Annotated in this window: 23 protein-coding genes; 16 read left to right on the top strand and 7 right to left on the bottom strand. The window is 57.4% G+C overall.

Annotated elements, in window-relative coordinates; all coding sequences use genetic code 11:
• Positions 1 to 104 precede the first annotated feature (104 nt).
• Genes gmd through BM347_RS15930 form a run of 4 tightly spaced genes read left to right on the top strand, consistent with a single transcriptional unit; the run spans position 105 to position 5,060 of the window.
• Positions 105 to 1,229: a GDP-mannose 4,6-dehydratase gene (gene gmd, locus BM347_RS15945; protein WP_093917620.1), complete on the top strand. Its 1,125-nt coding sequence runs from the start codon at positions 105 to 107 to the stop codon at positions 1,227 to 1,229.
• 4 nt (positions 1,230 to 1,233) lie between these two features.
• On the top strand, positions 1,234 to 2,202 hold the full coding sequence (gene fcl / locus BM347_RS15940; RefSeq protein WP_093917505.1) for a GDP-L-fucose synthase: 969 nt from the start codon (positions 1,234 to 1,236) through the stop codon (positions 2,200 to 2,202).
• Between the two features lie 55 nt (positions 2,203 to 2,257).
• Positions 2,258 to 3,679, top strand: a complete 1,422-nt coding sequence (locus BM347_RS15935) for a mannose-1-phosphate guanylyltransferase/mannose-6-phosphate isomerase (RefSeq protein ID WP_093917504.1) — start codon at positions 2,258 to 2,260, stop codon at positions 3,677 to 3,679.
• Between the two features lie 4 nt (positions 3,680 to 3,683).
• Positions 3,684 to 5,060, top strand: a complete 1,377-nt coding sequence (locus BM347_RS15930; protein ID WP_093917619.1) for a M20 family metallopeptidase — start codon at positions 3,684 to 3,686, stop codon at positions 5,058 to 5,060.
• 35 nt (positions 5,061 to 5,095) lie between these two features.
• Here BM347_RS15930 and BM347_RS15925 read toward each other — a convergent pair whose 3' ends face one another.
• From BM347_RS15925 to BM347_RS15905, 5 genes are all read right to left on the bottom strand, one after another.
• Positions 5,096 to 5,641 carry a biotin transporter BioY gene (locus BM347_RS15925; RefSeq protein WP_093917503.1) on the bottom strand — a complete coding sequence of 182 codons (546 nt, stop codon included), beginning with the start codon at positions 5,639 to 5,641 and terminating at the stop codon, positions 5,096 to 5,098.
• Positions 5,642 to 5,717: 76 nt separating this feature from the next.
• Complete coding sequence (locus BM347_RS15920; protein WP_093917502.1) at positions 5,718 to 7,175, bottom strand: cobyric acid synthase; 1,458 nt, start codon at positions 7,173 to 7,175, stop codon at positions 5,718 to 5,720.
• Positions 7,176 to 7,275: 100 nt separating this feature from the next.
• Positions 7,276 to 8,274, bottom strand: coding sequence for a glycosyltransferase family 2 protein (locus BM347_RS15915; protein ID WP_093917501.1), 999 nt, complete (start codon positions 8,272 to 8,274; stop codon positions 7,276 to 7,278).
• A 248-nt stretch (positions 8,275 to 8,522) separates the two neighbouring features.
• Positions 8,523 to 11,048: a hybrid sensor histidine kinase/response regulator gene (locus BM347_RS15910; RefSeq protein ID WP_245764299.1), complete on the bottom strand. Its 2,526-nt coding sequence runs from the start codon at positions 11,046 to 11,048 to the stop codon at positions 8,523 to 8,525.
• Positions 11,049 to 11,140: 92 nt separating this feature from the next.
• Positions 11,141 to 11,647, bottom strand: a complete 507-nt coding sequence (locus tag BM347_RS15905) for a putative pterin-binding protein (RefSeq protein ID WP_093917500.1) — start codon at positions 11,645 to 11,647, stop codon at positions 11,141 to 11,143.
• A gap of 337 nt (positions 11,648 to 11,984) precedes the next feature.
• Between BM347_RS15905 and BM347_RS15900 the strand changes: the two genes are divergently transcribed.
• The gene (locus BM347_RS15900) at positions 11,985 to 12,599 is read left to right on the top strand and encodes a response regulator (protein ID WP_093917499.1); all 615 of its coding nucleotides are present in this window, start codon (positions 11,985 to 11,987) and stop codon (positions 12,597 to 12,599) included.
• A gap of 27 nt (positions 12,600 to 12,626) precedes the next feature.
• The gene (locus BM347_RS15895; protein WP_093917498.1) at positions 12,627 to 13,583 is read left to right on the top strand and encodes an acetamidase/formamidase family protein; all 957 of its coding nucleotides are present in this window, start codon (positions 12,627 to 12,629) and stop codon (positions 13,581 to 13,583) included.
• A gap of 2 nt (positions 13,584 to 13,585) precedes the next feature.
• On the opposite strand, the gene hemN is transcribed toward BM347_RS15895, so the two are convergent.
• Positions 13,586 to 14,941: an oxygen-independent coproporphyrinogen III oxidase gene (hemN, locus tag BM347_RS15890; protein WP_093917497.1), complete on the bottom strand. Its 1,356-nt coding sequence runs from the start codon at positions 14,939 to 14,941 to the stop codon at positions 13,586 to 13,588.
• A 50-nt stretch (positions 14,942 to 14,991) separates the two neighbouring features.
• Here hemN and fnrL point away from each other — a divergent pair, with 50 nt between their 5' ends.
• The 10 genes from fnrL (at position 14,992) to ccoS (ending at position 24,221) form a co-directional block, all read left to right on the top strand.
• Positions 14,992 to 15,726: a transcriptional regulator FnrL gene (fnrL, locus tag BM347_RS15885; RefSeq protein WP_093917496.1), complete on the top strand. Its 735-nt coding sequence runs from the start codon at positions 14,992 to 14,994 to the stop codon at positions 15,724 to 15,726.
• A gap of 100 nt (positions 15,727 to 15,826) precedes the next feature.
• On the top strand, positions 15,827 to 16,234 hold the full coding sequence (locus BM347_RS15880) for a universal stress protein (RefSeq protein WP_093917495.1): 408 nt from the start codon (positions 15,827 to 15,829) through the stop codon (positions 16,232 to 16,234).
• Positions 16,235 to 16,354: 120 nt separating this feature from the next.
• Positions 16,355 to 17,956 (top strand): cytochrome-c oxidase, cbb3-type subunit I, encoded by a 1,602-nt coding sequence (gene ccoN, locus BM347_RS15875; protein WP_093917494.1) that lies wholly within the window; start codon positions 16,355 to 16,357, stop codon positions 17,954 to 17,956.
• A 12-nt stretch (positions 17,957 to 17,968) separates the two neighbouring features.
• Positions 17,969 to 18,694, top strand: a complete 726-nt coding sequence (ccoO, locus tag BM347_RS15870; RefSeq protein WP_093917493.1) for a cytochrome-c oxidase, cbb3-type subunit II — start codon at positions 17,969 to 17,971, stop codon at positions 18,692 to 18,694.
• 11 nt (positions 18,695 to 18,705) lie between these two features.
• Positions 18,706 to 18,900 (top strand): cbb3-type cytochrome c oxidase subunit 3, encoded by a 195-nt coding sequence (locus BM347_RS15865; protein ID WP_093917492.1) that lies wholly within the window; start codon positions 18,706 to 18,708, stop codon positions 18,898 to 18,900.
• Positions 18,893 to 19,756, top strand: a complete 864-nt coding sequence (gene ccoP, locus BM347_RS15860) for a cytochrome-c oxidase, cbb3-type subunit III (protein ID WP_093917617.1) — start codon at positions 18,893 to 18,895, stop codon at positions 19,754 to 19,756. Before BM347_RS15865 ends, ccoP begins: the two co-directional genes overlap by 8 nt.
• A 147-nt stretch (positions 19,757 to 19,903) precedes the next feature.
• Positions 19,904 to 21,451, top strand: a complete 1,548-nt coding sequence (gene ccoG / locus BM347_RS15855) for a cytochrome c oxidase accessory protein CcoG (RefSeq protein ID WP_093917491.1) — start codon at positions 19,904 to 19,906, stop codon at positions 21,449 to 21,451.
• A complete protein-coding gene (locus BM347_RS15850; RefSeq protein ID WP_093917490.1) occupies positions 21,452 to 21,904 on the top strand; it encodes a FixH family protein in 453 nt (150 codons plus the stop codon).
• Complete coding sequence (locus BM347_RS15845; protein ID WP_093917489.1) at positions 21,901 to 24,051, top strand: heavy metal translocating P-type ATPase; 2,151 nt, start codon at positions 21,901 to 21,903, stop codon at positions 24,049 to 24,051. The genes BM347_RS15850 and BM347_RS15845 overlap by 4 nt, the downstream gene beginning before the upstream one ends.
• Positions 24,048 to 24,221 carry a cbb3-type cytochrome oxidase assembly protein CcoS gene (ccoS, locus tag BM347_RS15840; RefSeq protein ID WP_093917488.1) on the top strand — a complete coding sequence of 58 codons (174 nt, stop codon included), beginning with the start codon at positions 24,048 to 24,050 and terminating at the stop codon, positions 24,219 to 24,221. The genes BM347_RS15845 and ccoS overlap by 4 nt, the downstream gene beginning before the upstream one ends.
• Here the strand turns inward: ccoS and BM347_RS15835 are convergent.
• Positions 24,216 to 25,607, bottom strand: a complete 1,392-nt coding sequence (locus BM347_RS15835) for an MATE family efflux transporter (protein ID WP_093917487.1) — start codon at positions 25,605 to 25,607, stop codon at positions 24,216 to 24,218. The two genes, ccoS and BM347_RS15835, sit on opposite strands and share 6 nt — an antisense overlap.
• Positions 25,608 to 25,913: the final 306 nt, after the last annotated feature.

Raw genomic sequence — 25,913 nt, 5'->3', positions numbered from 1 at the left:
ACCTGACGCATAGGTTTACCAGCACCACTAAATCCTGATTAAACAACAATTAGCCCTGCACTGACGGGGCCGCTATAATGTTGACGGCAGAAACGGGGGCCTTCATGGCGAAGCGCGCGCTAATCACCGGGATTACAGGCCAGGACGGGTCTTACCTTGCGGAATTCCTGTTGGAAAAAGGGTATGAGGTGCATGGGATCAAGCGGCGGGCGTCGTCGCTGAACACCCAGCGGATCGATCATATTTACCAAGATCCCCATGTGTCCAACCCTCAGCTGCATTTGCATTATGGCGATCTGACCGACAGTTCGAACCTGACGCGGATCATTAGCGAAGTGCGGCCCGACGAGGTGTATAACCTTGGCGCGCAAAGCCATGTCGCCGTCAGCTTTGAATCGCCCGAATATACGGCGGATGTGGATGCGAATGGCACGCTGCGGTTGCTGGAAGCGATCCGGTTTCTGGGTCTTGAGAAACAGACCAAGTTTTACCAAGCATCCACCTCCGAGCTCTATGGTTTGGTGCAGGAAACCCCGCAGACCGAAACCACACCTTTCCATCCGCGCAGCCCCTATGCGGTGGCCAAGATGTACGCCTATTGGATCACGGTGAACTACCGCGAGGCCTATGGCATGTATGCCTGCAACGGCATCCTGTTTAACCACGAATCCCCGCGGCGCGGCGAGACCTTTGTCACGCGTAAGATCACCCGCGGGCTGGCCAATATCGCCCAAGGGCTGGAGGACTGCCTGTATATGGGCAACATCGACGCGCTGCGCGATTGGGGCCATGCCAAGGATTACGTGCGGATGCAGTGGATGATGCTGCAACAGGACGAACCCGATGATTTCGTGATTGCGACCGGTGTGCAATATTCCGTGCGCCAGTTCATCATCTGGTCGGCAGCCGAGCTGGGGATCACATTGCGGTTCGAGGGCACCGGCGTTGAGGAACGTGCCATCGTGGACGGCATCCAAGGTGACAATGCCCCCGGCGTGAAACCCGGTGATGTGGTGTTGAAAATCGACCCGAAATACTTCCGCCCCGCTGAGGTGGAAACACTGCTGGGCTCGCCCATCAAAGCCAAGGAAAAGCTGGGCTGGGTGCCTCAAATCACCACGCAGGAAATATGTGCCGAGATGGTCGCCAATGACCTGAAGGTCGCGCGGCGGCATGCGCTGTTGAAAGAGCACGGGCTGGATTTGCCAATCTCGCTTGAGAATGGATAGGCCCATGCGCAAGATTTACGTAGCAGGACATCGCGGCATGGTCGGGGGCGCGATTTTGCGTCAGTTACAGGCGCGCAAGAACGCAGGTGAGGCACTAACGCTAATCACCCGCACCCATGCGGAGCTTGATCTGACGTCGCAAGCGGACGTGCGCGATTTCATGATGTCGGAAAGACCCGATGTGGTGATCCTTGCCGCCGCGCGCGTTGGCGGGATCATGGCGAACAACACCTACCCCGCTGATTTTATTTACGAAAATCTGATGATTGAATGCAACGTGATCCATCAGGCCTTTGCCGCTGGGGTCAGACAGCTGCTGCAACTGGGCAGTTCGTGCATTTACCCGCGCGACGCGGCACAGCCGATGGCCGAAGACGCGCTTCTGACCGGCACGCTTGAACCCACGAACGAGCCCTACGCCATCGCGAAAATCGCGGGCATCAAGCTGTGTGAAAGCTATAACCGGCAGCACGGGGTCGATTATCGCAGCGTGATGCCGACCAATTTGTATGGGCAGGGGGATAATTTTCACCCGCAGAACAGCCATGTTCTGCCCGCACTGATCCATCGTTTCCACGAGGCCGCGCGTGATGAATTGGACGAGGTCGTAATCTGGGGCACCGGCAAGCCCATGCGCGAATTCCTGCATGTGGATGATATGGCCGAGGCGTCCCTGTTTGTGCTCGACCTGCCCCAGGAAACGTACAGCGCGAACACCCAACCGATGCTAAGCCATATCAACGTGGGCACGGGCACAGATGTCAGCATTGGCGCGCTGGCGCAGATGGTGGCAGATGCGACGGGGTTTAAGGGAAGGCTGACCTTTGACTCGTCGAAGCCGGATGGCACGATGCGCAAGCTGATGAACGTATCGCGTCTGGCCGATATGGGCTGGCAGGCTAAAATCGCGTTGAAAGACGGTTTGCAAGAAACCTACGATTGGTTCTTGCAGCAGGAAACGGTTCGGTCCTGAATGCTACAAATTTAATTAATGTCTCGTTAGATTAATCGCTATTAAGGTCCATATCATGATCCATCCTATTCTACTTTGTGGCGGTTCCGGTACACGCCTTTGGCCGCTGTCGCGCAAGTCATACCCTAAGCAGTTCGCCAAGCTCATGGGCGATGGAAGCTTGTTCCAGGCCTCGGCGCGGCGCTTGTCTGGCGACGGTTTTGCGGCACCCTTGGTTGTGACGGGGGATCCATTCCGCTTTATTGTGACAGAACAGTTGGCGCAGGTCGAACAGGCCGCGATGGGGATTTTGATCGAACCGGAGGGGCGCAATACCGCGCCGGCCATCCTTGCAGCAGCATTGTGGATCGCAAAGACGGACCCCGGCGCGCTGATGCTGGTGGCCCCGTCCGATCACGTGATCCCTGATACGGATGCTTTTGCCACCACGGTTCAGGCTGCCGTGCAGCGGGCGAAATCGGGTGATTTGGTGACCTTTGGCATCATGCCCACACGACCCGAAACGGGCTATGGTTACTTGGAGTTAGCGACGGGTGCGGACGCAGATGCCAACACGCCACAATCGCTGGCGCGATTTGTCGAGAAACCGGATGCAGGCCGCGCAGCCAAGATGTTGGCAGCCGGGAATTTTCTGTGGAATGCCGGTATATTCCTGTTCACCGCAGAGGCCATTATTGCCGCCTATGAGGCCCATGCGCCCGCCCTGCTAACCGCCGTCACCGAGGCACTGAACAAGGCAGATCCGGATCTTGGCTTTACCCGTCTTGATCCCGCCGCATGGTCCAAGGCCGACGATATCTCGGTCGATTATGCGATCATGGAAAAGGCAAATAATCTGGCGGTGATGCCCTTTGGCGCGGGTTGGTCAGATCTGGGCGGCTGGGATGCTGTTTGGATGGAATCCGGACCGGATGCGCAGGGGAATGTCTGTTCTGACAATGCCACCGCGATTGACTGCAAAGATACCCTGCTGAGGTCGGAAACCGACGGGTTGCAGTTGGTCGGGATCGGGCTGGACAATATCGTGGCCATCGCCATGGGCGATGCGGTACTGGTCGCCGATAAATCCAAGGCACAGCGCGTGAAAGAAGCCGTTGATGCGCTCAAGGCCAAGGGGTCAAGCCAGGCGGTGCAACTGCCCCGCGATTACCGGCCTTGGGGCTGGTACGAAAGCCTGGTCATCGGCGGCCGGTTTCAGGTGAAACGCATCGTCGTGAACCCCGGTGCGTCGCTCAGCTTGCAAAGCCATCACCACCGCTCAGAGCATTGGATCGTGGTTGAAGGCACCGCCAAAATCATCGTCGATGATACAGTGCAATTGATCAGTGAAAACCAATCTGTCTATATCCCGCTGGGGGCTGTGCATCGCATGGAAAACCCCGGCAAAGTCCCGATGGTGCTGATCGAAGTACAAACCGGCAGCTATTTGGGTGAAGACGATATTATCAGATACGAGGATATCTATGCACGAGGGTAACGCGATTTCCCGCGACGCGGCGCTAGAGACTGCGCAGACATATTTTGACAGCGGGCGGTTACAATCAGACCTTGCCGCTTTGGTCGCGTTTCAAACGGAAAGCCAAACACCGGAACAAAAGCCCGAGTTGACCCGCTATCTGGACGCGGCAATTGAGCCGCGGCTGAATGCGATGGGGTTTGAGATCCAGAGACATAATAATCCTGATCCCTCCGGCGGTCCGCTTTTGGTGGCGCTGCGGATTGAAGACCCTGATTTCACAACGGTTTTATCCTATGGCCATGGCGATGTGACCCGTGCACAGACCGATCGATGGCGCGAGGGGCTTACCCCGTTTGAACTGACCCAGGACGGTGACCGCCTATATGGGCGCGGGGCTGCGGATAATAAGGTTCAACATCTGATTAACCTCAAGGCGCTAGAGACGGTTTTGGCAACGCGGGGCCACCTTGGGTTCAACGTCAAAATTATCTTTGAGATGAGCGAAGAAATCGGATCGCCGGGATTGGCGGCCTTTTGCAGTGCCAACACAGACCTGCTGTCAGCGGATGTGCTGATTGCGTCAGACGGGCCACGATTGCGGCCGGATCGCGCCACGATGTTTATGGGTTCACGCGGCGGGGCCAGCTTTGATCTGGTCGTGGATCTGCGCGAAGGGGCGCATCATTCGGGCAATTGGGGCGGGTTGCTGGCCGATCCTGCGATGCTGCTGTCCCATGCCATCGCGTCTATCACCGATGCACGCGGGCAATTGCGCATTCCGCAATGGCGGCCCGATAGCCTGACCCAAACCATCCGTGACGCGCTGGATGGGTTGCCCATTGTCGAAGGCAGCTTTCCCCCCGTTGACGAAGATTGGGGCGAAGAAACCCTGACCCCGGCAGAGCGCGCCTATGGCTGGAACTCCTTTGCTGTGCTGGCGATGACAAGCGGCGTGCCGGACGCGCCAGTAAATGCTATTTCCGGCAAGGCGCGGGCGACCTGTCAGTTGCGCTATGTCGTAGGCACCGATCCACAGGCGTTGCTGCCAGCCCTGCGCAACCATCTGGATGCGCACGGGCTGCAAAAGGTGCAGATCGTCCCTGACGCGGCGATTTTCCCGGCCACTCGTTTGGATCCGACACATCCTTGGGTCGAATATGTCAAAACATCAATCACACAGACCACCGGCATGGCACCGCATGTGCTGCCAAATCTTGCCGGGTCTCTACCAAATGAATGTTTTGCGGATATTTTAGGGCTGCCAACGGTGTGGATTCCCCACAGTTATCTTGGCTGCAATCAGCACGCGCCAAATGAACATGTGCTGAAACCCGTCTGCGAAAGCGGGCTGCAAATCATGACAGGGCTGTTTTGGGATATAGGCGAAAGCGCCCCGTAATCAGGGCGCTTTCATAGTCATTTAAACGCGTGGCTTTAGGCGCGTGACAACACGCTTGCCGGGCGGGCCTTGTACAGCGCGGCTGTGATCAGCCCCGCCAGTACCGCCTTGATGATGTCACCGGGGATAAAGACGGTGACCAATGCGGCCGATTCCAGCAGGGTTTTGTCCAACGCAATGGCAAGACCGGCAATACCAAAGGCATAAAGCACAATGATGCCGCCAATAACCGACGCGACACCCCCGACGATGGCCAGCGAAGGGCCCTGCCATTTTTCAACGATCAGGCCTGTGACAAATGCAGCAAAGGGGAAACCGATCAAGAAGCCGGACGACGGCAACATGAACGATCCCAGACCGCCACGACCACCCGCCAGCAGGGGCAAGCCAATGGCAACGAGCAACATGAACAGCAACACCGCCAGCGCGCCGCGTTTGGACCCAAGAACGGTGCCACATAGCATGACGCCAAGGCTTTGCGCCGTGATTGGCACACCAAAGGCCAAGGTGAATTGGGGGATCAGCGCAAGCGCCGCAATAAGTGCTGCAAACAAGGCAACAAGAGTAAGATTACGTTCCATTTAAGATACTTCCTGTTAGGTGGCGCATGTATTTATGTGATTAACCAAAGACACAAGGGCGTGATTGGCCCAATGTTCAAACAGGGCCGGCACTGGCCAGAATTGCGGACACATCTAGGTGCTGCTCCATGTGATCGGCCAGTTGGTCCAACGTATCCTCGACCGTTTGGCTATAGGATACCGGCGCGGCAGACAGCCCGTGTTGCGCCAGCCACGCTTTTCTAAAGCTGTCATTGGAAAACAGCCCGTGTAAATAGGTGCCTGCGATCTTGCCATCCCGTGACACCGCACCATCTGACACACCGTCGATCTGACAATAGGGGCGTTGGCAATCTGGCCCTCTGGTTTGACCGATATGAATTTCGTACCCGTCAATCTGCGCACCAGTGGCAGTATGGGTCGCGGTGACGCGGGTCAGGGTTTTATCCGCCGCCATAAGGGTTTCCACATCCAACAAGCCGAGTCCGGCGTCCTGGCCCGCAGCGTCCTCGATCCCTTCTGGATCCGCGACGACATGGCCCAGCATTTGATAGCCACCGCAAACACCCAAGACATGCCCGCCGCGCCGCACATGGGCCAGCAGATCGATATCCCAGCCTTGGGCGCGCATGAAATTCAGGTCGCCGCGGGTTGATTTCGTACCGGGCAAGATCACCAAGTCAGCGTCAGCAGGCAGCGGGGTGCCCGGCGGGATCATGGTCAGCCGCACCGATGGCTCTGCCGCCAACGGATCAAGATCATCAAAATTCGAAATGCGCGAAAGCATGGGACAGACGACATGAAACGCGCCATCCGATCGCGCGCGGGCCAGATCAACTGCATCTTCGGCGGGCAGCAAATGCGCGCCACTGAACCAAGGCAGAACACCAAAGCCGGCCCAACCGGTGCGGTCGATGATATCTTGATAGCCATCATCAAACAGGCGCACATCACCACGAAATTTATTGACCAGAAAACCCGCGACCATGGCGGCATCGTCGGGGTCCATCACCGCTTGGGTGCCGACGATCTGGGCGATCACGCCGCCGCGATTGATGTCACCGGCCAGGATCACCGGCACATTCGCGGCGCGGGCAAAGCCCATGTTGGCAATGTCATTCTTGCGCAGGTTCGTCTCGGCCGGGCTGCCTGCCCCTTCGACGATGATCAGATCAGCGGTTTTGCCGAGGATACCAAAGCTATCCAATACGGGTTCCAGCAACGCCCTGCGGGCCGCACCGAAATCACCGGCCTCAAGTCGGGACCGGGCACGGCCCTGCACCACGACCTGCGCACCAGTATCGGTTTCAGGTTTGAGCAGCACAGGGTTCATATGCACCGACAAGCTGCGGCCCGATGCGATGGCCTGAAGCGCCTGCGCGCGCCCGATCTCACCCCCGTCGTGGGTGACTGCGGCATTGTTTGACATGTTCTGCGGCTTGAAGGGCGCGACAGAAATCCCGCGCCGCAGGGCTGCGCGGCACAGCCCCGCCACAAGCATCGATTTGCCCACGTTAGAGCCGGTGCCCTGAATCATGATTGCGCGTGTGGGCATGGCCGGTCCTTTGGAATTCGCTTGGGCAAAGTCGTGTCAGCCACCACGCGCGGCGTCAAGTCTGAGCGTCAGGCACCGGGACAGTTTACCCCCCCCTCGGTCACGAGACGGCTTTGGGTGCGCATAGCGCCGCTTTCATCTGTAGCACCCGGCGAGAGTTTTTCGGCCCGGCGCAAAACAGCGCGGCTGCGGTACAAATAGTGCAGAGCGATTGGACAGGGTCTTCGATCAAAGGTGCGCGCGAGTGTGCCATCGCGCCAAATGTCAGATTAACCGCCCGCACCCCGTCAAGATCACGAATTGCCCGACGCGACATATCGCGCAGCTGATAGGCGCGGGCCGCCGGGGTATTCATCCGAAAGAAGGCGGGGTCCAGGGGTGTCAGCTTGGCCACCATACGTTCCCACGCCTCTAGCTGACGGTCAGCCTTGGCGCAAAGCCCGCCTTGGGTATCGCGGGTGTGGGTCAAGATGTCTTGGATCCCTTCGAACCGCCAATCCGTGGTCAATGCCATGCGCGTCCAACATTCGATATCCGCGCAATGACGAAAGGTTTCGTCAAAATACCAATCGCGCTGGATTTCACGGCGGGGGCGATAGGCAATGTCGTTCAGCGCGGCGCGGCGGATCACTATAGCCGAACCATTATCAACCGGATTGCGTTTGAGGATGCAGGCTGGGGTGATGTCGGAAACACAAGGCATCTTTGCGCGGCCTTTCACAGCGCCCGCCCCATCAATCACCGCCGAGCCAGAGAAACTAACCCCAATTTCGGGGTGGGCGCGAAGATGGGTAACATGGCGGGCCAACTTGGTCGGCATCCATATATCCCCGGCGTTGCAAAACCCGATATACTCCCCCTGCGCGACAGAAATACCGACATTGCGGGCCGCAGCAAAACCTCGGTTGGCCTGACGTAAAACGCTGACCCGTGGATCGGTGGAATACTGCGCCGCAATCCGGGGCGTCGCGTCGCAAGACCCATCATCCACGATGATGATTTCATAAGAACCATAGGTCTGGGCAAGCAAGGCCTGCATGGTTTTGTCCAAGCTGTCTGCCACATTAAAGGCCGGCACAATGATAGAGGCGCGCGTCATGACGAAAGCCTGTCGCGCAGGGCAGGTACAGCCGCGGTGTCGAGCGGTATGTCGTTGGGCGTTTTGAGCATGAGTAGGGTCCAATCAAATAATTGACCCCTTCCTAGCGGACGGCATGATCGGCGTCCCAGACGCCGCCGGAGAGGACGGCGGCGCGATCGCCTTGCCCCCCTATCCTTTAGGATACGGTGGCCCAGCCGAATGCTGTCTAACTGGTTACTCAAAGATGTGCTTAGGTCGCGCGTGCCCTATTGTCTGGTGCGTGGTGCTGTGCGGCGTTCGGCTTGCAGTAGGGGGCGCGTTCGGGCCCAGATGGCTGGCAATCCAGCGATCCATTCATCGGTGCGCACCTGATCATCAGCCTTGGCTGACGTTTCAATCGCAAGGAACCCAGCGCGCATTTCCATCGCCCCCATCGACGCAGAAGACCCTGCCAACCGATGCGCCAAAGCCGCGATTTCCGGCAAATTTCGTTGCGCAGGGTCAGAAAATGCAGAGATCGTGCGCTCTACCTCTTGGGTGTAACGGTCCAGCAGCGACTGTAGCTGATCCACGCCGAGGGTATCGCGCAATTCATCAAGATATCGGGTGGCCACGGGTGCAGAGGCGGTTTCGGGCGGATTTGCTTGGGCCTCGTTCGACTGAACATATTTCGCGATGACCGTCAGCAGGTCCTTGCGCACCAAGGGCTTGGTCAGAATGTCATTCATGCCATCGGACAAGAACGTCTCTTGCTCTTCTGCCATAGCGTTTGCGGTCAGTGCGACGATAGGCGTGTTAGCACTCATCCCCTGCCCCGCGCGGATCGCTCGGGTCGCACCGCGCCCGTCCAGGATTGGCATGCTGATATCCATCAAGATCAAATCGAAACGGATGTCCTGCGCAATTTCGACAGCCTCGGATCCGTTATGCGCCTCGGTCACAAGATGCCCCGCGGCGGTAAGCATTTCGCGGGCAACGACGCGGTTGATCTCATTGTCTTCGACCAAAAGGATCGCGCAGCCGCTGGCCTGCGCCACTGGTTTGCGCTGCGCAATTTTCAGGTCGGGTGCGTCGATGGGTTCAATCGGGAAACGGATGCTAAAGGTGCTTCCCTGCCCGACATTGCTGGCCACATCGATCCTGCCGCCTAAAGCTTTGACGAAACGCTGTGCAATACCAAGCCCAAGCCCGGTTCCCCCCACCTCACGATCATAAGAACTGTCCCCAGTCATGAAATCATCGAATATCTGCTTTTGCAGCTCTTCTGTCATGCCGATGCCGCTGTCAGATATGGTGATTTGCAGTTCGGGCGCTTGGCCGGCTTGCTGGTTTGTTTCGACCTGAATGACAACCTGCCCGTCGTGGGTGAACTTTACCGCATTGCCGATCACATTCATCAAAATATGCTGGATACGATCACGATCGGCGCGGATCCAGTTTACGGGGGCGGTAATCCAGCTCCATTCCAAGGTGGTCCCGTTGGCCGAGGCGGCACCGCTTTGATTGTCCACGATGTCTTGCAAAAGCAAGCTGATGTCCATCTCGATGGGGCGCAAACGCAGCTTACCCGCGTCGTATTTCGTGATGTCCAGCACATCTGAAATATGGCTCATCAGCAGTTTGCCCGAGGTATCCATATTCTTGATGTAACGCGACTGTTTCGCGCTAAGCTTGGTTTCGGACAGCAAGGTCAGATTGCCCAATAGCCCGTTCAAAGGCGTGCGTATTTCATGGCTCATCGTTGCCAGAAAATCAGTCTTGGCCTTCTCGCCCGCCATCGCCCTGTCGCGGGCCATCACCAATTCGCGCTCTGCCTCGACCTGTGTGGAAATATCGCGCAGGAAAGCGATGTAAATCTCGCCCTCGCTGGTGGTGGCCGATTGAACGGCCAGTTCCACAGGAAAGCTATCGCCGGACTTGCGCTTGGCCTCAAGCTTGATCCGGCCCTTGCCAACGACGCGTCTTTCGCCTTGGTCGCGCATGCGTTGCATACCGGCCTCGTGGGCTTCGCGATACTGATCCGGCACGATCATGGTGCCCAGCTCTTTGCCCAGCGCCTCTTGTGCAGTGTATCCGAAAATCTGTTCGGCGGCAGTGTTGAAATCCAGTATATAACCTTCCGCATTTGCCACAATCACGGCGTCCAATGCGGTGCTGGTGACCACCTTCATCCGTTTGCTGGCCTCGATCACCTCGGACCGGCGGCGGATATTCTGGCGGTTCAACACCCCCAGATAGAGGGATAGCAATAGCAACGCCACAAGCAGGGCAGTAACGCCAAACGCCATTTGCATCAGCGTAACGGCGACGCTGTTGCGACGTAGGTCTGAATCGCGGGCAAAGAAGTTTAGCCCAGAATTCGACATCCGGCGCACGCTTTTGCGTATGTCATCGGCTCGTTCGCGCATATCAGGCAAGGCCGCAACCAGGCCCGCATCATCGGCATCGATCTCATCAACCGTTTGATCCAGAAACCGTTCGACATTTGTCAGGCTATCAAAAAATTCGAACTGTTTGCGCAGATCAGCATAGAGCGATGATTGCGAAAGTGTTCGAATGCGGCTGTAAAAGATATCAAAATCGCGCCGGAGCATTTTGATATCGGCAGGGTCGGCTGCGTCCAGCGTCGCGAGATGCAGTTGAAATTCAACGAATTCCACCTCGGCTTGCGACAACGTCCATTGCACGTTGTCGGAACTGGCGGAGTTCAGCAGCCTAAGATCACGCGCGACGTGGATGGCGAGAAATATGATAGAAACAATGCCAATCGCCCCCAGCAGTACTGAAAGCACCAGCCGAAGGCGTAAAGATGTCTTTGCCAAACGTAATATAGGCTTGCCTCCTGTGGTCGGCGGCACCCGAAGGGACTACATGCCCCGTCATTTTAGTCTAATACGACGATCCGGTCGAGTTGCCAGATGCTGCGCGAATAGATCACTTCGCTGCGATATGATGCATCAGAATCGTAGGGGTACACAATCCAAAGCGGGCCTTTGTCGCGCACGGACAATGTGTCGCCGTTCAGCCGATACGCGATGATTGGCCCCCCCGACACCGCATCCGAGATCGGGATATCGACGGCGTAGTCGTTGATTGCCGTGGCGCGCAGCTTGCTGGCGCTGATACCCAAGCGGTCAACCAGCACGTCTAGCGACACACCTTGAAAGGATTGGGTGCCATCGGTCCAGATGGTCGACGTATTGATCACCGTGGCGTCAAGCGCTTCAAGCATTTCCAGATCGAACTGTACCATACCATCCGCGTTTGTCGTTTCGATGGCACCCGAAACAGTCAGGAGTATTTCGCCACGTGCCACTCCAAGATCGTCAGCCCGAACTGGAATGATAGAAATCATTAAAAAGATCACGGCCTTGAAAAGTGGTGAAAACATAGCGCAAACCCTATTTCTGACTGCCCGCCGAATAGCACAAGATCCCCCGACATACGACTGAGCATAGGGATACACACCTATCCGTTCGGATAGGTCAGCGGCGCTCTGCGTATCATACCCGCCGGCCCGCAACAGTTTTTGCCCTGCAATAGGGCCTTGCCCGGGCGCATTCCCGCCTGTCACGGGGGGCTCGTTTGGCCGGACGGGCCGCGCATGATATCCCAATGATGCTTAACCTATCCCGACGCTCCGTTGGCCGCGCCGCCATAAAGCCATATTTAGATGGTGCAATGCGAGCAATCTCGGTTAACGTGTAGGAACAGCCTAGGAGACCCGAATGCGCGTACTTATCGCCGACGATCATGACCTGCTTCGCGATACATTGGTTATGTTTCTTGAGGCGCAGGGCGACATTACAGTGCATCAGGCCGCAAATCTTGGCGAAGCGCACCAGTTGATCAACGCAGAGGACAGCTTTGATCTTGTGCTCCTGGATTTGAATATGCCCGGCATGAACGGCCTTGAAGGGTTACGGGTCACCTTGGACATGAAGGGCGGACAACGCGTGGCGCTGCTGTCGGGCGAGGCCACCCGCGAAATCGCCGAAAACGCGCTTGAGGCCGGAGCCGCTGGTTTCGTGCCTAAAACCCTGCCAGCCAAATCAATGATCAACGCGGTCAAATTCATGGCCATGGGCGAACAATACGCCCCCATCGATTTCATGACCGCGCTGGACGACAAGCCAGAACACCCCCTGGCCGAAAAACTGTCACCGCGCGAATTACAGGTTCTCAAAGGCCTGACCGAGGCGAAATCGAACAAGGAAATCGCCCGCGATCTGGACATTACCGAGCCGACTGTCAAACTGCATATGAAGACGCTCTATCGTAAAATCGGGGCGGCCAACCGCACCCAAGCGGCGTTGATCGCCCGTGAGGCTGGCCTGTTTTAATCCCGCCTGTCCCTTTGGAATTCAAAAATGTCCGATCATTCCCTGCTGGCCACCCCTGAAACTGTGCATTGGGGGCGGTTCTGGTCCGAGCATCCTCCGGTTTTGACCATCGCGGATGGGGACCGCGCCACCATCCAGACATTTTCCGGACGTGCCACGGTTCTGCCGCCGCCTGATTCAGGCATGACGGTTGCGCCAGAACAGCACGCCATCTTGGAGGCCGATATTCCGGGGCAGGCGCATCTGCTGACCGGCCCCATCGCCATAGAGGGCGCGATGCCCGGCGACGTGTTGAAAATCAACATCGAGAAAATCGACCTTGGCGCGGATTGGGGGTTCAATGTTGTGCGCCCTGCTGCGGGCACCCTGCCGGGCGAATTTCCCGTCTCGACCGAAACCATTACCCATATCCCGATTGATATTGCCGCAAAAACAGCGCGCCTGCCATGGGGTGCCATACTACCACTGAACCCGTTCTTTGGCGTGATGGGGGTCGCCCCGCCTGCCCAGTGGGGCGAGGTCACATCGATCCAGCCGCGCCTGCATGGCGGCAACATGGATCTGAAATTACTAACCGAAGGGGCGACGCTATATCTGCCGGTCCACACAAAAGGCGCGCTGTTTTCCTGCGGTGACGGGCATGGCTGCCAAGGCGACGGAGAGGTCTGTATCACCGCGTTAGAGACTGCTTTGACGGGAACGTTCCGCTTTGAGGTGCTCAAAGCTGCGGGCGCGCGGATGGCCCTGCCTCGGGCCGAAACAGCGACAGAAATTATTTCGATGGGGTTTCACGCCAGCCTGGATACGGCGTTGCAAATAGCGCTGCGCGAAATGATCACGATGATCCGAGAACGCGTTGATATCAGCGAAACCCAAGCCTACCAGCTGTGTTCTCTGGCCGCAGACTTTGCAGTGACGCAATCGGTGAACCAAGAAAAAGGCGTGCATGGTCGATTGCGTAAATCGTTGCTCGCCGCCGGCTGAGATCAGATTGCGCTGCTATGTGACGTTTGAGGTGCCTGAAAGACGTCCAGTTGGCCCGCAAAGATGCGTACCAGCGGCTCGAACCCCGGATTTACGGACAGGCGGTCCCCGGTTAGGGCGACGCCCAGCGGGTATGCCGATGCAAGCTGCGCAAAGGCCGTTGATATGGCCGGTCCATACGCCGGGAAATCGGCCTGCAACTGCGCGATATCAACCTGAAACCCACACATCAGCTGCTCGATCGCCAAGGCGACCCAACGATCTGCGTCTGACAGCACATAGCCCCGCGCCCCGGCAAGGGTCTGCCCCTCGACCGCCGCGACATATTTGGCCGTAGCAGATTCGTTCTGGCTGTAGCCTTGCGGAAATTTCGAGATGGACGAAGCCCCAAGCCCGATCAGAACCTCGGCTGTGTCATCGGTATAACCTTGAAAATTGCGGCGCAGATGCCCCGTTGCCTTGGCCGTGGCGAGCCCGTCACCCGGGCGCGCGAAATGGTCAAACCCGATCTGTTCAAACCCGTCCGACGTCAACAAGACCCGTGCGATCTCGGACAGGTCATAGCGCATTTTCGGATCAGGCAGAGCAGCCTCGTCGATCAGCACCTGCCGCTTCGACATCCAAGGCACATGCGCATAGCCGTACAGCGCCAAGCGGTCGGGCTGCAAAGACATCACTTCTTGCAAGGTTTGGCTTAGGCTTTGCGGCGTTTGAAGGGGCAACCCGTACAGCAAATCCATGTTCAAACTGTCCAGATCGCCAGACCTTAGATGATGCACCACATCGGATGTCTGCTGAAACGATTGCATCCGCCCGATAGCAGCTTGCACACGCGGGTCGAAATCCTGCACACCGATACTGGCGCGGTTCATGCCATAGATGATCAATGTATCCAGCAACGCGGGCGATGCCTCGGTCGGGTCGATCTCGACCGAAAATTCAAAACTGGCACCCTTTTCGAAATTCGCAAAGATTTTATCCAGCAGCAACGCCATCAGTGCGGATGACAATATCGTGGGGGTGCCCCCGCCAAGATGCAGCCGCGACAGTTTCACGTCTTGGGGCAGACGTGCCCGCACCAAATCGATTTCCCGCAAAAGGGTTTCTACATATGATTCCACCGGGCGAAGCGTGGATGTCCCCTGGGTCCGGCAGGCACAGAACCAACACAGACGTTTGCAAAACGGAATATGCACATAAAGCGAAACGCTGGCACCTTCGGGCACAGCGCGCAGCCAGTCGGATTGCTCGGCGTTTCCGACCTGAGCGTTAAAGTGATTGGCGGGCGGATAACTGGTGTAGCGCGGCACTTTGGCATCCAGAATGCCATAGCGGCTGAGTTGCTTAAAATCTGTCATGACTGTAGCTTGCATCTACTAAGGCCATTTTTCCTTGATTTAGATCAAACATGACCATTGAGCTAAGCGCGCGCGTGACCTGCACCGACTGTCCGATCCGGCACCGGGCGGTCTGTGCATATTGTACCGGCGATGAACTGGATGTGTTGGAACAGCTCAAGAGCTATAAAACCTTCAAGGCGGGCGAGCCTATTTTGTGGCGCGCAGATAAATTGACCTATGTGGGATCCTTGGTGCACGGCGTTGCCACCCTTAGCAAAACCTTGGAGGACGGTCGCACCCAAATGGTCGGACTGCTGCTGCCATCAGATTTTATCGGACGGCCCGGCCGGAGCGAGATTGAATTCGATGTGGTTGCCGTCACGGATGTGACACTGTGCTGTTTTCAGATCAAACCTTTTGAAGCACTAATCGCCTCTACGCCACATGTCGCGCAGCGTCTGGTCGAAATGGCCCTGGATGAACTGGACGTGGCGCGCGAATGGATGCTGCTGCTGGGGCGGAAAACCGCCCGCGAAAAGATCGCGACCTTCGTTCAGATGCTGGTGCAACGCCAGCATATCGCAGGAACAGACCTGCCGGGGCAGGCGCTGTCCTTGCCGCTGACACAGGAACAAATCGCCAATTATCTGGGTCTGACCCTTGAAACGGTCAGCCGCCAGCTGGGCATCATGAAGAAAAACGGCATCCTGCGCTTTTCGGACCGGCGACATTTTGAAGTCATTGATTTTCCAGCGCTTCAGCTTGCGACGGGCGACGATTCAGATGGCGGCGTGCTGGTGTAAGCCGCCCTGCGCAGGCCTGCCTATAGTGTGACTTGATTTGTATCAAAACGGCCCGTGCCGTGACCTGATTACGTGTTTTCAACCAAGAGGAGACTAACAGATGTACAAGAATATCGTGATACCCGTCATACTGGACCACCCCGAGAAAAACAAAGCTGCGTTCGAGGCGGCGCGTGCGCTGGCAGATGAAGGGGCGCATTTCACCTTGCTGCACGTTCTCGAAGATATCCCGGTATATGTGTCTGAATATGTTCCGAACGATTTTGTCGTCGAGGCACGCAAAACATTGCGCAGCAAACTGGACGAGCTGAGCAAGACATTGCCCAATTGTCATGCCGCCATCACCGAGGGCCGCCCCGGTACGCAAATCCTGAAATGGGCTGAACAAAACAATTCTGATTGCATCGTTATCGCGTCTCACCGGCCGAATATCTCGGACATTTTGCTGGGATCGGTCGCACATTACGTGGTGCGCCACGCAAAATGCGCGGTTCATGTCATCCGCTAGCCCCCGCGCGCTGGCAAAATTGATTTAGATCAAAGAAGGCCCGCGTCTCAGTCGCTAGGCGACAGTTGCGAACAGCCGCGCGTATCCCAAAAGCGGGCTGCGCCCAGAAGAAGGTGCACTATGAACTATTTTAAACTCGTCGTTTTGGGGATTATTGCCCTGATAGCCGCCATCGGCACGAACTGGGGTCATGATCTGGCCTATAAGGTTCATGCTTTCATCATCATGGCGGTTGCCGCCGGGATGTTCATCTGGGTGCTGAGGCGCATTGATGAACCTGTGCCCGCCGCTGAAACCGGCTATGCTGACGGTGTCGTCCGCGCCGGTGTGATCGCGACAGCCTTTTGGGGCATCGCGGGGTTTCTGGTCGGTACCTTCATAGCCTTTCAACTGGCCTTTCCAGAGCTGAACTTTGACTGGGGCCAGCCCTTTACCAACTTTGGGCGGTTGCGGCCGCTACATACGTCAGCGGTGATTTTCGCCTTTGGCGGCAACGCGCTGATCTGTACGTCGTTCTATGTCGTGCAACGCACCAGTTCCGTGCGTCTGTTCGGGGGCAATTTGTCGTGGTTTGTATTCTGGGGCTATCAGCTGTTCATCGTTCTGGCCGCCACAGGGTATCTGCTGGGGGCCACACAGTCGAAAGAATACGCCGAACCTGAATGGTATACCGACGTCTGGCTGACCATCATTTGGGTTGCCTATCTGGTCGTATTCCTCGGCACGATTTTCAAGCGCCGTGAACGCCATATCTATGTGGCCAACTGGTTCTACCTAAGCTTTATCATTACCGTTGCGATGCTGCATATCGTCAACAACCTGTCGATTCCGGTCAGTTTCTGGGGATCGAAATCCGTACAGGTGTTTGCGGGCGTTCAGGATGCCATGACGCAGTGGTGGTATGGCCATAACGCCGTGGGCTTTTTCCTGACCGCCGGTTTTCTGGGTATGATGTATTATTTCGTCCCTAAACAGGCGAACCGCCCCGTCTATTCCTACAAGCTGTCGATCATTCATTTTTGGTCGTTGATCTTTCTTTATATCTGGGCTGGTCCGCACCACCTGCATTATACTGCTCTGCCCGATTGGGCCGCGACCCTTGGTATGGTGTTTTCCATCGTACTGTGGATGCCCAGCTGGGGCGGCATGATCAACGGCCTGATGACCCTGCAAGGGGCATGGGACAAACTGCGCACCGACCCGATTTTGCGGATGTTTGTCATCTCCCTTGGGTTCTACGGCATGTCCACCTTCGAGGGTCCGATGATGTCGATCCGCGCCGTCAATTCGTTGTCGCACTACACCGACTGGACCATCGGGCACGTGCATTCCGGTGCGCTTGGCTGGAACGGCATGATCACCTTTGGCGCGTTGTACTTCCTGACGCCGAAGCTCTGGGGCCGTGACAAGATGTTCTCAACGTCCGCGATCAACTGGCACTTCTGGTTGGCCACGATCGGTATCGTTCTCTACGCCTCGTCGATGTGGGTCACCGGCATCATGGAAGGTCTGATGTGGCGCGAAGTTGATGATCAGGGCTTCTTGGTCAACTCCTTTGCCGACACCGTTGCTGCGAAATTCCCGATGTATGTGGTGCGCGGCTTGGGTGGGGTTCTCTACCTCGCCGGTGGGCTGATCATGGTGTGGAATATGTGGATGACCATTCGCGGTGCGAAACCGGTCACCACGGCCCTGCCGTCCAACGCAACACCCGCAGAATAAGGAGCTGAAACAATGGCCTTTATCGACAAACACGCCATCCTTGAGAAAAGCCCCACCCTGCTGCTGGTTGCATCGCTGCTGGTGGTCACGGTCGGGGGGATCGTAGAAATCGCACCCCTGTTCTGGCTGGAAAACACCATCGAAGAAGTCGAAGGCGTGCGGCCCTATTCGCCGCTCGAACTGACGGGGCGCGACATCTATGTGCGCGAAGGCTGCTATGTCTGCCACAGCCAGATGATCCGTCCCATGCGCGACGAGGTCGAACGCTATGGCCACTATTCGCTGGCGGCTGAGTCAATGTATGACCACCCGTTTCAATGGGGATCCAAACGAACCGGGCCTGATGTGGCCCGTGTCGGCGGGCGCTATTCCGACGCGTGGCACGTAGATCACTTAAGCGATCCGCAATCCGTTGTACCGGAATCGATCATGCCGAAATACGCCTTCCTTATGGACGCACAGATTGAGCCGACCCATATCGAGGCCCTGTTAAAGACCCACAGGTTTGTCGGCGTCCCCTATTCGGACGAACAGATCGAAGAAGCCAGCGCAGATTTCCGCGCCCAGGCCAACCCGGATTCCGATTATGACGGCATGCTGGAACGCTATCCTGGTGCCGCCGTAGCCAACTTTGACAGCCAACCGGAACTGACGGAAATGGATGCGCTGATCGCGTACCTGCAAGTTCTTGGCACCATGGTTGATTTTTCGACCTTCACCCCAGATGCCAGCCGCTAAGGAGACCTGAAATGAACACCTATTCCTTCCTGCGCGAACTTGCCGATAGCTGGGTTTTGCTTGCGATGTTCCTGTTCTTTGCCGGCGTCATCCTGTGGGCATTCCGGCCCGGCAGCACCAAAGTTTACGCCGCCGTGGCCAAGATACCCTTGGGCGACGACACAAAACCCAAAAGCATGACAGATAAAGGGGATGACCATGTCTAAGGGCAAAACCGACGACGTCACCGGCACCGATACCACTGGCCACAGCTGGGACGGCATCGAAGAGCTGAACACACCCCTGCCGCGCTGGTGGCTATGGACGCTATATCTGTGCATCATTTGGGGCATTCTTTACACGATTGCCTATCCCGCATGGCCGATGGTTTCCGGCGCGACCAAAGGTGTCTTGGGCTGGTCCACCCGCGCGAATGTCGCGGCCGAGATTACGGCCCATGAGGGCAAGAATGCCGATCTGGTGGCGCAGCTTTTGGCGACTGATATGGACGTATTGCCAGCCAGTGCCGATCTGAACCGCTATGCTGTTGCGCGCGGTGGTGCGGTGTTCCGTGCCAATTGTTCGCAATGTCACGGATCTGGTGCAGCTGGCGCAAAAGGCTACCCGAACCTTCTGGATGACGACTGGCTTTGGGGCGGTGATATGGCCGAGATTGAATACACTGTGCGCCACGGCATTCGTAACGAGCAAGACGACGATGCGCGCTATTCCCAGATGCCCGCCTTTGGTGAGATGCTGGAAAAAGACGAGATCACCGCCGTGGTCGAACATGTGGTGTCTCTGTCAAACGCAGATTTCGACGCCCAATTGGCAGAAACAGGGGCGGTCGTTTACGCTGACAACTGCGCTGCCTGCCACGGGGAAGCCGGGCTGGGCGACCGCAGCCAAGGTGCGCCCAATCTGGCCGATGCGATCTGGCTATACGGCGGCGACCGCGAGGCCTTGACCGAAACCGTGAAAAACGCCCGCTTTGGTGTGATGCCAGCTTGGGGTCCGCGCCTGACCGAGGCCGATGTTCGCGCCGTTTCCGCATACGTGCACTCTTTGGGAGGCGGAGAGTAGCACGGCAACGACCAGTTAGTCCCTGACTGGTCCATCCCCGCAAGCGCGCTTGTTCGCAAAACAAGCCGCTTCGGGGGTGTTGTTGATCAAGATCAAAGTTCGCTGGCCAGAACCGGGTTAGGTGAAGGGGCGAACAGGAAGTAACATATGACCGATCAAGCATCCCCTCCGTCCCTATACGCGCCGCGCGAACCGATTTTTCCGCGCAAGGTCACGGGGTTTTTCCGCCGTTTTAAATGGGCGATCCTGGTCGTCACGCTGGGCATTTACTATATCACCCCATGGATCCGTTGGGACCGCGGGCCGAGCCTGCCGGACCAGGCCGTGTTGGTCGATCTGGCCAGCCGCCGATTCTATTTCTTCTGGATCGAAATTTGGCCACATGAATTTTATTTCGTCGCCGGTTTGCTGATCATGGCGGGCTTGGGGCTGTTTTTGTTCACATCGGCACTGGGCCGGGTCTGGTGCGGATATACCTGCCCGCAGACCGTCTGGACCGATCTGTTTATCCTTGTTGAACGCTGGATCGAAGGTGATCGGAACGCCCGCGTCAGACTGCACAAAGCAAGCTGGGGTGTTCGCAAATGGCGGCTGCGCCTGACCAAATGGGCTGTGTGGCTGGCGATTGCTGTCGCGACCGGTGGCGCTTGGGTGTTCTATTTCACCGACGCGCCGACATTGGCCCGCGATCTGGTCAGCCTGACCGCGCATCCGGCGGCCTATATCACCATCGCGATTCTCACCGCGACAACCTTTATCTTTGGCGGTTTTCTGCGCGAACAGGTATGCATTTACATGTGCCCCTGGCCCCGCATCCAAGCGGCAATGATGGATCCTGATACCATTACGGTTGCCTATCGCGACTGGCGCGGCGAGCCGCGCGGCAAGGGCAACAAAAGCCGCCGCGGCAAGGTAAAGGCCCTTCAAGCCGAAGCAGATGCCCAAGCTGCCGGGCCGGGCGCGGCGCGATATTCTGGCACCCCATACCGCCAAGACGACAAGCCCGCCGCACCCGTGCTGTCCCCTGTTTCCGAAACGGGTGATTGCATTGACTGCATGGCCTGTGTGAATGTCTGCCCCATGGGCATCGACATCCGTAACGGTCAACAGATGGAATGCATCACCTGTGCGCTGTGCATTGATGCCTGCGATGATGTCATGGACAAGATCGGCAAACCGCGCGGTTTGATTGATTATCTGGCCCTGTCTGACGAAACCGCCGAGCGGGCGGGCGCGCCTGTCAAACCGTTGTGGAAACATATCCTGCGGCCCCGCACGATCCTCTATACCGCCATTTGGCTGCTGATCGGTCTGGGGCTGATCTATGCGCTGTTTGTCCGCTCCGACATTGAACTGACGGTCAGCCCGGTGCGCAACCCGACTTATGTGACCCTGTCCGATGGCACGATCCGCAACATTTATGATGTGCGTCTGCGCAACAAATCAGGCGAAGACCGCGATTTCCGCCTGCGTCTGACCAGCGACGAAATCCTGCGTATCGAACTGGAAGGGACCGATGATCTGTCCCTGAACATTCCCGCAGATACAACCGTTCTACAGCGCGTCTATGTCACGGCCCGCCCCCAAGATCAGGCGGCAAATAGCGCTGCGACTGACCTGCGTATCTGGGTCGAAGACACCACCGCACAAACACGTGCGTCCAAAGCGACAACGTTCAATGGAAAGGGAAACTAGATGCAACACGAGCTTAAAGGCTGGCATGTTTTCACGGGGTTTGCGATGGCTTTTGGTGTCATCATCGCCGTCAATCTGACACTGGCATTCAATGCCGTGCGCACCTTTCCGGGCCTTGAGGTCAAGAATTCCTATGTCGCTTCGCAAAGCTTTGACGCGGACCGCGCGGCGCAAGAGGCGCTGAATTGGGATGTCGCGGCGACGTTGACAGGTGATCATCTGGTGCTCACCATTCTGAAAGGCGACGCGCCGGTTTCCCCCGTGATCGAAGAGGCCATCTTTGGCCGCGCCACCAGCGTTGCAGCTGATCAAACGCCGGATTTCAAATTCAACGGTCAATCCTATGTGGCCGATGTGGATGCAGGGGCAGGCAATTGGAACCTGCGGCTGAAAATGCGGTCCATCGACGGGGCATTGTTTCAACAGCGCGTGATTGTAAGGGTACAGAAATGACAATGGTTGCGGCCTGTCCGGGCTGCGTTGCGGCCCCCTTGGCGTTGAAACACGCCGAAAACCATGCGGCCCCTGCTGTTGTCCTATCCCTGCCCACCATCCATTGCGCCGCCTGCATCGGCAAGGTTGAACGCAAGTTGAACGCCATGCCCGATGTGGACAGCGCGCGGGTCAATCTGTCGCTCAAGCAGCTGTCGGTTTATGGCGATGATCTCGACACCGACACAATCGTCGCGGCGCTAAAGTCTATCGGATATGACGCCTATCCGCTGGATGTGGGGATGCTTGAAACACGCCAAGACAGCGTGGGCCGCAACCTGTTGGTGCGTCTGGCAGTGGCTGGCTTTGCGATGATGAATGTCATGCTGTTTTCAGTCGCGATATGGTCGGGCGCCACCGATACCACCCGCGAGCTGTTTCACCTGATTTCTGCCGCGATTTCCTTGCCTGCGGTGCTGTATTGCGGGCAACCGTTTTTCGCCAGCGCGTGGTCTGCTCTGCGGGTGCGCGGGCTGAACATGGACGTCCCGATTTCGCTGGCGATTTTGCTGGCCACGGGCATGTCCCTGTATGAGGTATTGAACGGCGGCGCGCATGCCTATTTCGACGCGGCACTTTCGCTGACGTTCTTTTTGCTGATCGGTCGCTATCTGGATCATCACACGCGCAGTTCTGTCAGATCAGCGGCCAAGGAACTGGCAGCGCTTGAGGTCCACCAAGCCCAGCGGATCGAGGACGGCAAGGCCGTCAAAACGCCAGTGTCCAGCCTTGCTGTTGGTGACCGTCTGCTGATCCCGTCGGGCGTGCGTGTGCCCGTCGATGGCAGATTGGACAGCGCGCAGGCGCTTTCGGATCGGTCGTTTCTGACCGGTGAATCCGCCGCAATCACACTGGCGAAAGGTCAACAGGTTCAAGCTGGCGAGATTAATCTGGGTGCCCCGTTCGAGATGACCGCCACCGCCGTCGGCGATGACACAACTTTGCGGCGCGTCGCGCATTTGGTCGAGATGGCTGAGAACAGCCGCAACAGCTATACCAACCTCGCTGACCGCGCGGCGCGTATCTATGCACCGGCGGTGCACCTATTGGCGTTCGCGTCGTTTGTAGCGTGGATTTTAATTGATGGCGACGTGCGCCATGCATTGAATATCGCCGTTGCCGTGCTGATTATCACCTGCCCCTGTGCCCTTGGTCTGGCCGTGCCAGCCGTGGCCACCGCAGCAATCGGGCGGCTATATGGGTTGGGTTTTTTGGTGAAATCAGGCACCGCGCTGGAACGTCTGGCCGAGGTTGATGTCGCGATTTTCGACAAGACCGGAACGCTGACCCTCGCCGGGGGCAGCGCGCGGTTGGATCACCTGACGGACGAGCAGGCCGCCGTCGCACGCGGCTTGGCGCAAGCGTCTGACCATCCCGTATCCCGTGCGCTGATCGGTGCCTTGCCCGATGCGCCAGCAGCAACGCTTACCGATATCTCTGAAGTTTCAGGAAATGGCATGGAGGCGCTTTGGCACGGTGAAACCGTCAAGCTTGGACGCGGCGCATGGCTGGGTGCCTCGTTTGACGGGCTTGGGCTGAAGATTGGTGAGCAAGCTGCCGTCGAACTCCCCCTACACGAAACACCGCGCCAAGGTGTTGATGTGGCCCTTCAAGGGCTTCGTGATTTGGGCATTCCGCCGCAGATCCTTAGCGGTGACAGGCAGGGCACGGTAAGCGCCCTCGCCCGCCAGCTTGGCGTTCAGGACATTCACGCCGAAATAAGCGCGACAGAGAAACACACCTATCTGACGGAATTGCAGAATGAGGGGCACCATGTGCTGATGGTCGGCGACGGGCTGAATGATACGGCGTCTTTGGCCGCCGCACATGCCTCCGTGGCGCCCTCCTCTGCGTTGGACGCGTCGCGAAATGCGGCTGACGTCGTCTTGCTACGCGAGAACTTGGATGATTTCCCCCTGCTGATCCGCATCGCGCGCAGCACCTCGCGCCTGTCAAAACAGAACTTTGCCATCGCCGCCGGGTATAACGCCATCGCGATCCCCGTCGCCCTACTCGGCTATGCGACCCCCTTGCTGGCGGCGATCGCGATGTCGGCATCGTCGATCACCGTTATCCTCAACGCCATGCGGGTCAGGTTTGTCCGATGAATGTTCTGCTGATCCTGATCCCCGTGTCCATCATCCTGGGCGGCTTGGGCCTGTGCGGTTTTCTATGGACCCTGCGCAGCGGCCAGTACGACGATGCCGAAGGCAGCGCCGCACGGCTATTGCTGGACGATGATGAACCGGACAAAGATGAACCGGTCAGGCGTTCATAAGACCGCTGCCTTTTCACGATGAAAGATGCCCCATTTCAGCTGGGTCCCTTGGGCGCTGCGCCAAAGCACAAGCCCCGTAAGCGCAAGCAGCATGAGCTCGGCCAGCGGGCCTGCGTACCAAACACCAATCTCGCCAAACCAAACAGGCAGGCTGAACGTCAGCGGGATCGCAAAGACGTAGGTTTTGGACAGCCCCAAGATCGCGGCCTTGGTCGCGGACCCGATGGCCTGAAAATATGCGGCAACCATCATTAATGGCCCCATCAGGAAAAAGACGCAGGTCATGATTGGCAGGATGCGGGCCACCTCGGTAATAACGCCCATGTCGTCAACAAATGCGCCCGCGATCTGGCTGGGGAACCGCGTCACCAACAACTGGATCACAAGACAGTAGATGAACGCGATCCATATCGCGATCCGCAGGCTGGCATCCGACCTTTGCCAAAGAGCGGCACCATAGTTGTTGCCCGTGATCGTCTGCATCGCAAAGGACAGCCCCAAAAGCGGCAGAAAGGCAAAGGTGATAACGCGGGTAATGATCCCGTAGGCTGAAACCGTAGCGGCGTAGCTGGGGCTATCAACCCATTGTAGGGCCGTCATAATTGCAGCGGAACCAAGCGCCAGACCGATAAAGTTCAGGCTTTGCGGCGCGCCCAATGCGAGGATCCTGCCCCAGCCGCCACGCAGTGAATGGCGCAGTAAGGTCGATGGCCGCAGCGACGTGTCGCCCCAGAACCGAAAGGCCATAATGATCGCAAAAGCGAGTGCCTGTGCAGCGGCAGTGCCATATGCCGACCCCGCGACGCCCATGTCTAACAGGGCGATCAAAACATAGTTGAAAGCGATATTCGCGAGGGAAACCAGCAGGCTCATCGCGGCCATAAAGCCGACGCGACCTTCGTTACGCAAAGCATCTGAATTGACCGATAGAACGAACAACAGCGGCGAGAAGAACACAGTGATCCGTAGATAGACTAGGCCCATCTCTGCCAGAACATCCGACCCGCCAGCAGCGAGCAGTGTCATCGGCCGGCCCAGAAAGATGAACAGAAAGATCAGACAGGCACCCAGACCAAGTGCCAGCCCATGCGCGCCCGTAAACACAGCGCGGGCTCCGTCCAAATCGCCTGCACCAAGATACCGCGCAAGCAAACTGGACATGCCGTTCGACACCAGCGTGGAGAGCGCAACAATCAACATATAAATCGGAAACATCAGCGTGACCGCCGCCAGCGCTTCCGGTCCGACATAGATGCCCAGAAACAGCGCATCAGCGACGGATAGAAGCCCGTTCATCCCCATCACAACAATGATCGGCAGGGCTGTTTTCAGATAGATGGTGCCAAGGGGCCCATCGGTGAAGGTATTTTTGGGGGTATCAGACATATCCCATATCTCTCTCGCTTGATCGCACAGTATGAGATGGGACCCGCGTTACCATCCGCGCGACTTGCGGAAAGAGGTAATAGAAATAATCGAGCGTAGAACTTTACCAAGACAATCGTCAGCGGGAGGCAGGCGTCCACAGCCTGTGATCTGGGTAATGTGGAAACTGTTCCGGGTCAAGAGACCAAGGGTCAGCCAATCGCTCCCTTTTAACGCAAGAACGCCCGCTGTGATATTTTCACAGCGGGCGTTTTTTGTATTGTTATCGTATTGAGAGATATACATTTATTGAACTTATTAGGTTTG

Source organism: Sulfitobacter marinus, from assembly GCF_900116285.1.
In the GTDB taxonomy this organism is placed as follows: domain Bacteria; phylum Pseudomonadota; class Alphaproteobacteria; order Rhodobacterales; family Rhodobacteraceae; genus Sulfitobacter; species Sulfitobacter marinus.
The sequence above is the reverse complement of the archived record's forward strand: the minus strand, read 5'-3'. Positions and strand labels throughout refer to the sequence as shown.

Coding starts and splice junctions, on each gene's coding strand:
- gmd (WP_093917620.1), top strand. CDS start 105: ATGGCGAAGCGCGCGCTAATCACCGGGATTACAGGCCAGGACGGGTCT.
- BM347_RS15920 (WP_093917502.1), bottom strand. CDS start 7,175: ATGCCCACACGCGCAATCATGATTCAGGGCACCGGCTCTAACGTGGGC.
- BM347_RS15850 (WP_093917490.1), top strand. CDS start 21,452: ATGCAACACGAGCTTAAAGGCTGGCATGTTTTCACGGGGTTTGCGATG.
- BM347_RS15880 (WP_093917495.1), top strand. CDS start 15,827: ATGTACAAGAATATCGTGATACCCGTCATACTGGACCACCCCGAGAAA.
- BM347_RS15925 (WP_093917503.1), bottom strand. CDS start 5,641: ATGGAACGTAATCTTACTCTTGTTGCCTTGTTTGCAGCACTTATTGCG.
- BM347_RS15900 (WP_093917499.1), top strand. CDS start 11,985: ATGCGCGTACTTATCGCCGACGATCATGACCTGCTTCGCGATACATTG.
- fnrL (WP_093917496.1), top strand. CDS start 14,992: ATGACCATTGAGCTAAGCGCGCGCGTGACCTGCACCGACTGTCCGATC.
- fcl (WP_093917505.1), top strand. CDS start 1,234: ATGCGCAAGATTTACGTAGCAGGACATCGCGGCATGGTCGGGGGCGCG.
- ccoO (WP_093917493.1), top strand. CDS start 17,969: ATGGCCTTTATCGACAAACACGCCATCCTTGAGAAAAGCCCCACCCTG.
- BM347_RS15835 (WP_093917487.1), bottom strand. CDS start 25,607: ATGTCTGATACCCCCAAAAATACCTTCACCGATGGGCCCCTTGGCACC.
- ccoG (WP_093917491.1), top strand. CDS start 19,904: ATGACCGATCAAGCATCCCCTCCGTCCCTATACGCGCCGCGCGAACCG.
- ccoS (WP_093917488.1), top strand. CDS start 24,048: ATGAATGTTCTGCTGATCCTGATCCCCGTGTCCATCATCCTGGGCGGC.
- BM347_RS15915 (WP_093917501.1), bottom strand. CDS start 8,274: ATGACGCGCGCCTCTATCATTGTGCCGGCCTTTAATGTGGCAGACAGC.
- BM347_RS15845 (WP_093917489.1), top strand. CDS start 21,901: ATGACAATGGTTGCGGCCTGTCCGGGCTGCGTTGCGGCCCCCTTGGCG.
- ccoP (WP_093917617.1), top strand. CDS start 18,893: ATGTCTAAGGGCAAAACCGACGACGTCACCGGCACCGATACCACTGGC.
- BM347_RS15935 (WP_093917504.1), top strand. CDS start 2,258: ATGATCCATCCTATTCTACTTTGTGGCGGTTCCGGTACACGCCTTTGG.
- ccoN (WP_093917494.1), top strand. CDS start 16,355: ATGAACTATTTTAAACTCGTCGTTTTGGGGATTATTGCCCTGATAGCC.
- hemN (WP_093917497.1), bottom strand. CDS start 14,941: ATGACAGATTTTAAGCAACTCAGCCGCTATGGCATTCTGGATGCCAAA.
- BM347_RS15905 (WP_093917500.1), bottom strand. CDS start 11,647: ATGTTTTCACCACTTTTCAAGGCCGTGATCTTTTTAATGATTTCTATC.
- BM347_RS15865 (WP_093917492.1), top strand. CDS start 18,706: ATGAACACCTATTCCTTCCTGCGCGAACTTGCCGATAGCTGGGTTTTG.
- BM347_RS15895 (WP_093917498.1), top strand. CDS start 12,627: ATGTCCGATCATTCCCTGCTGGCCACCCCTGAAACTGTGCATTGGGGG.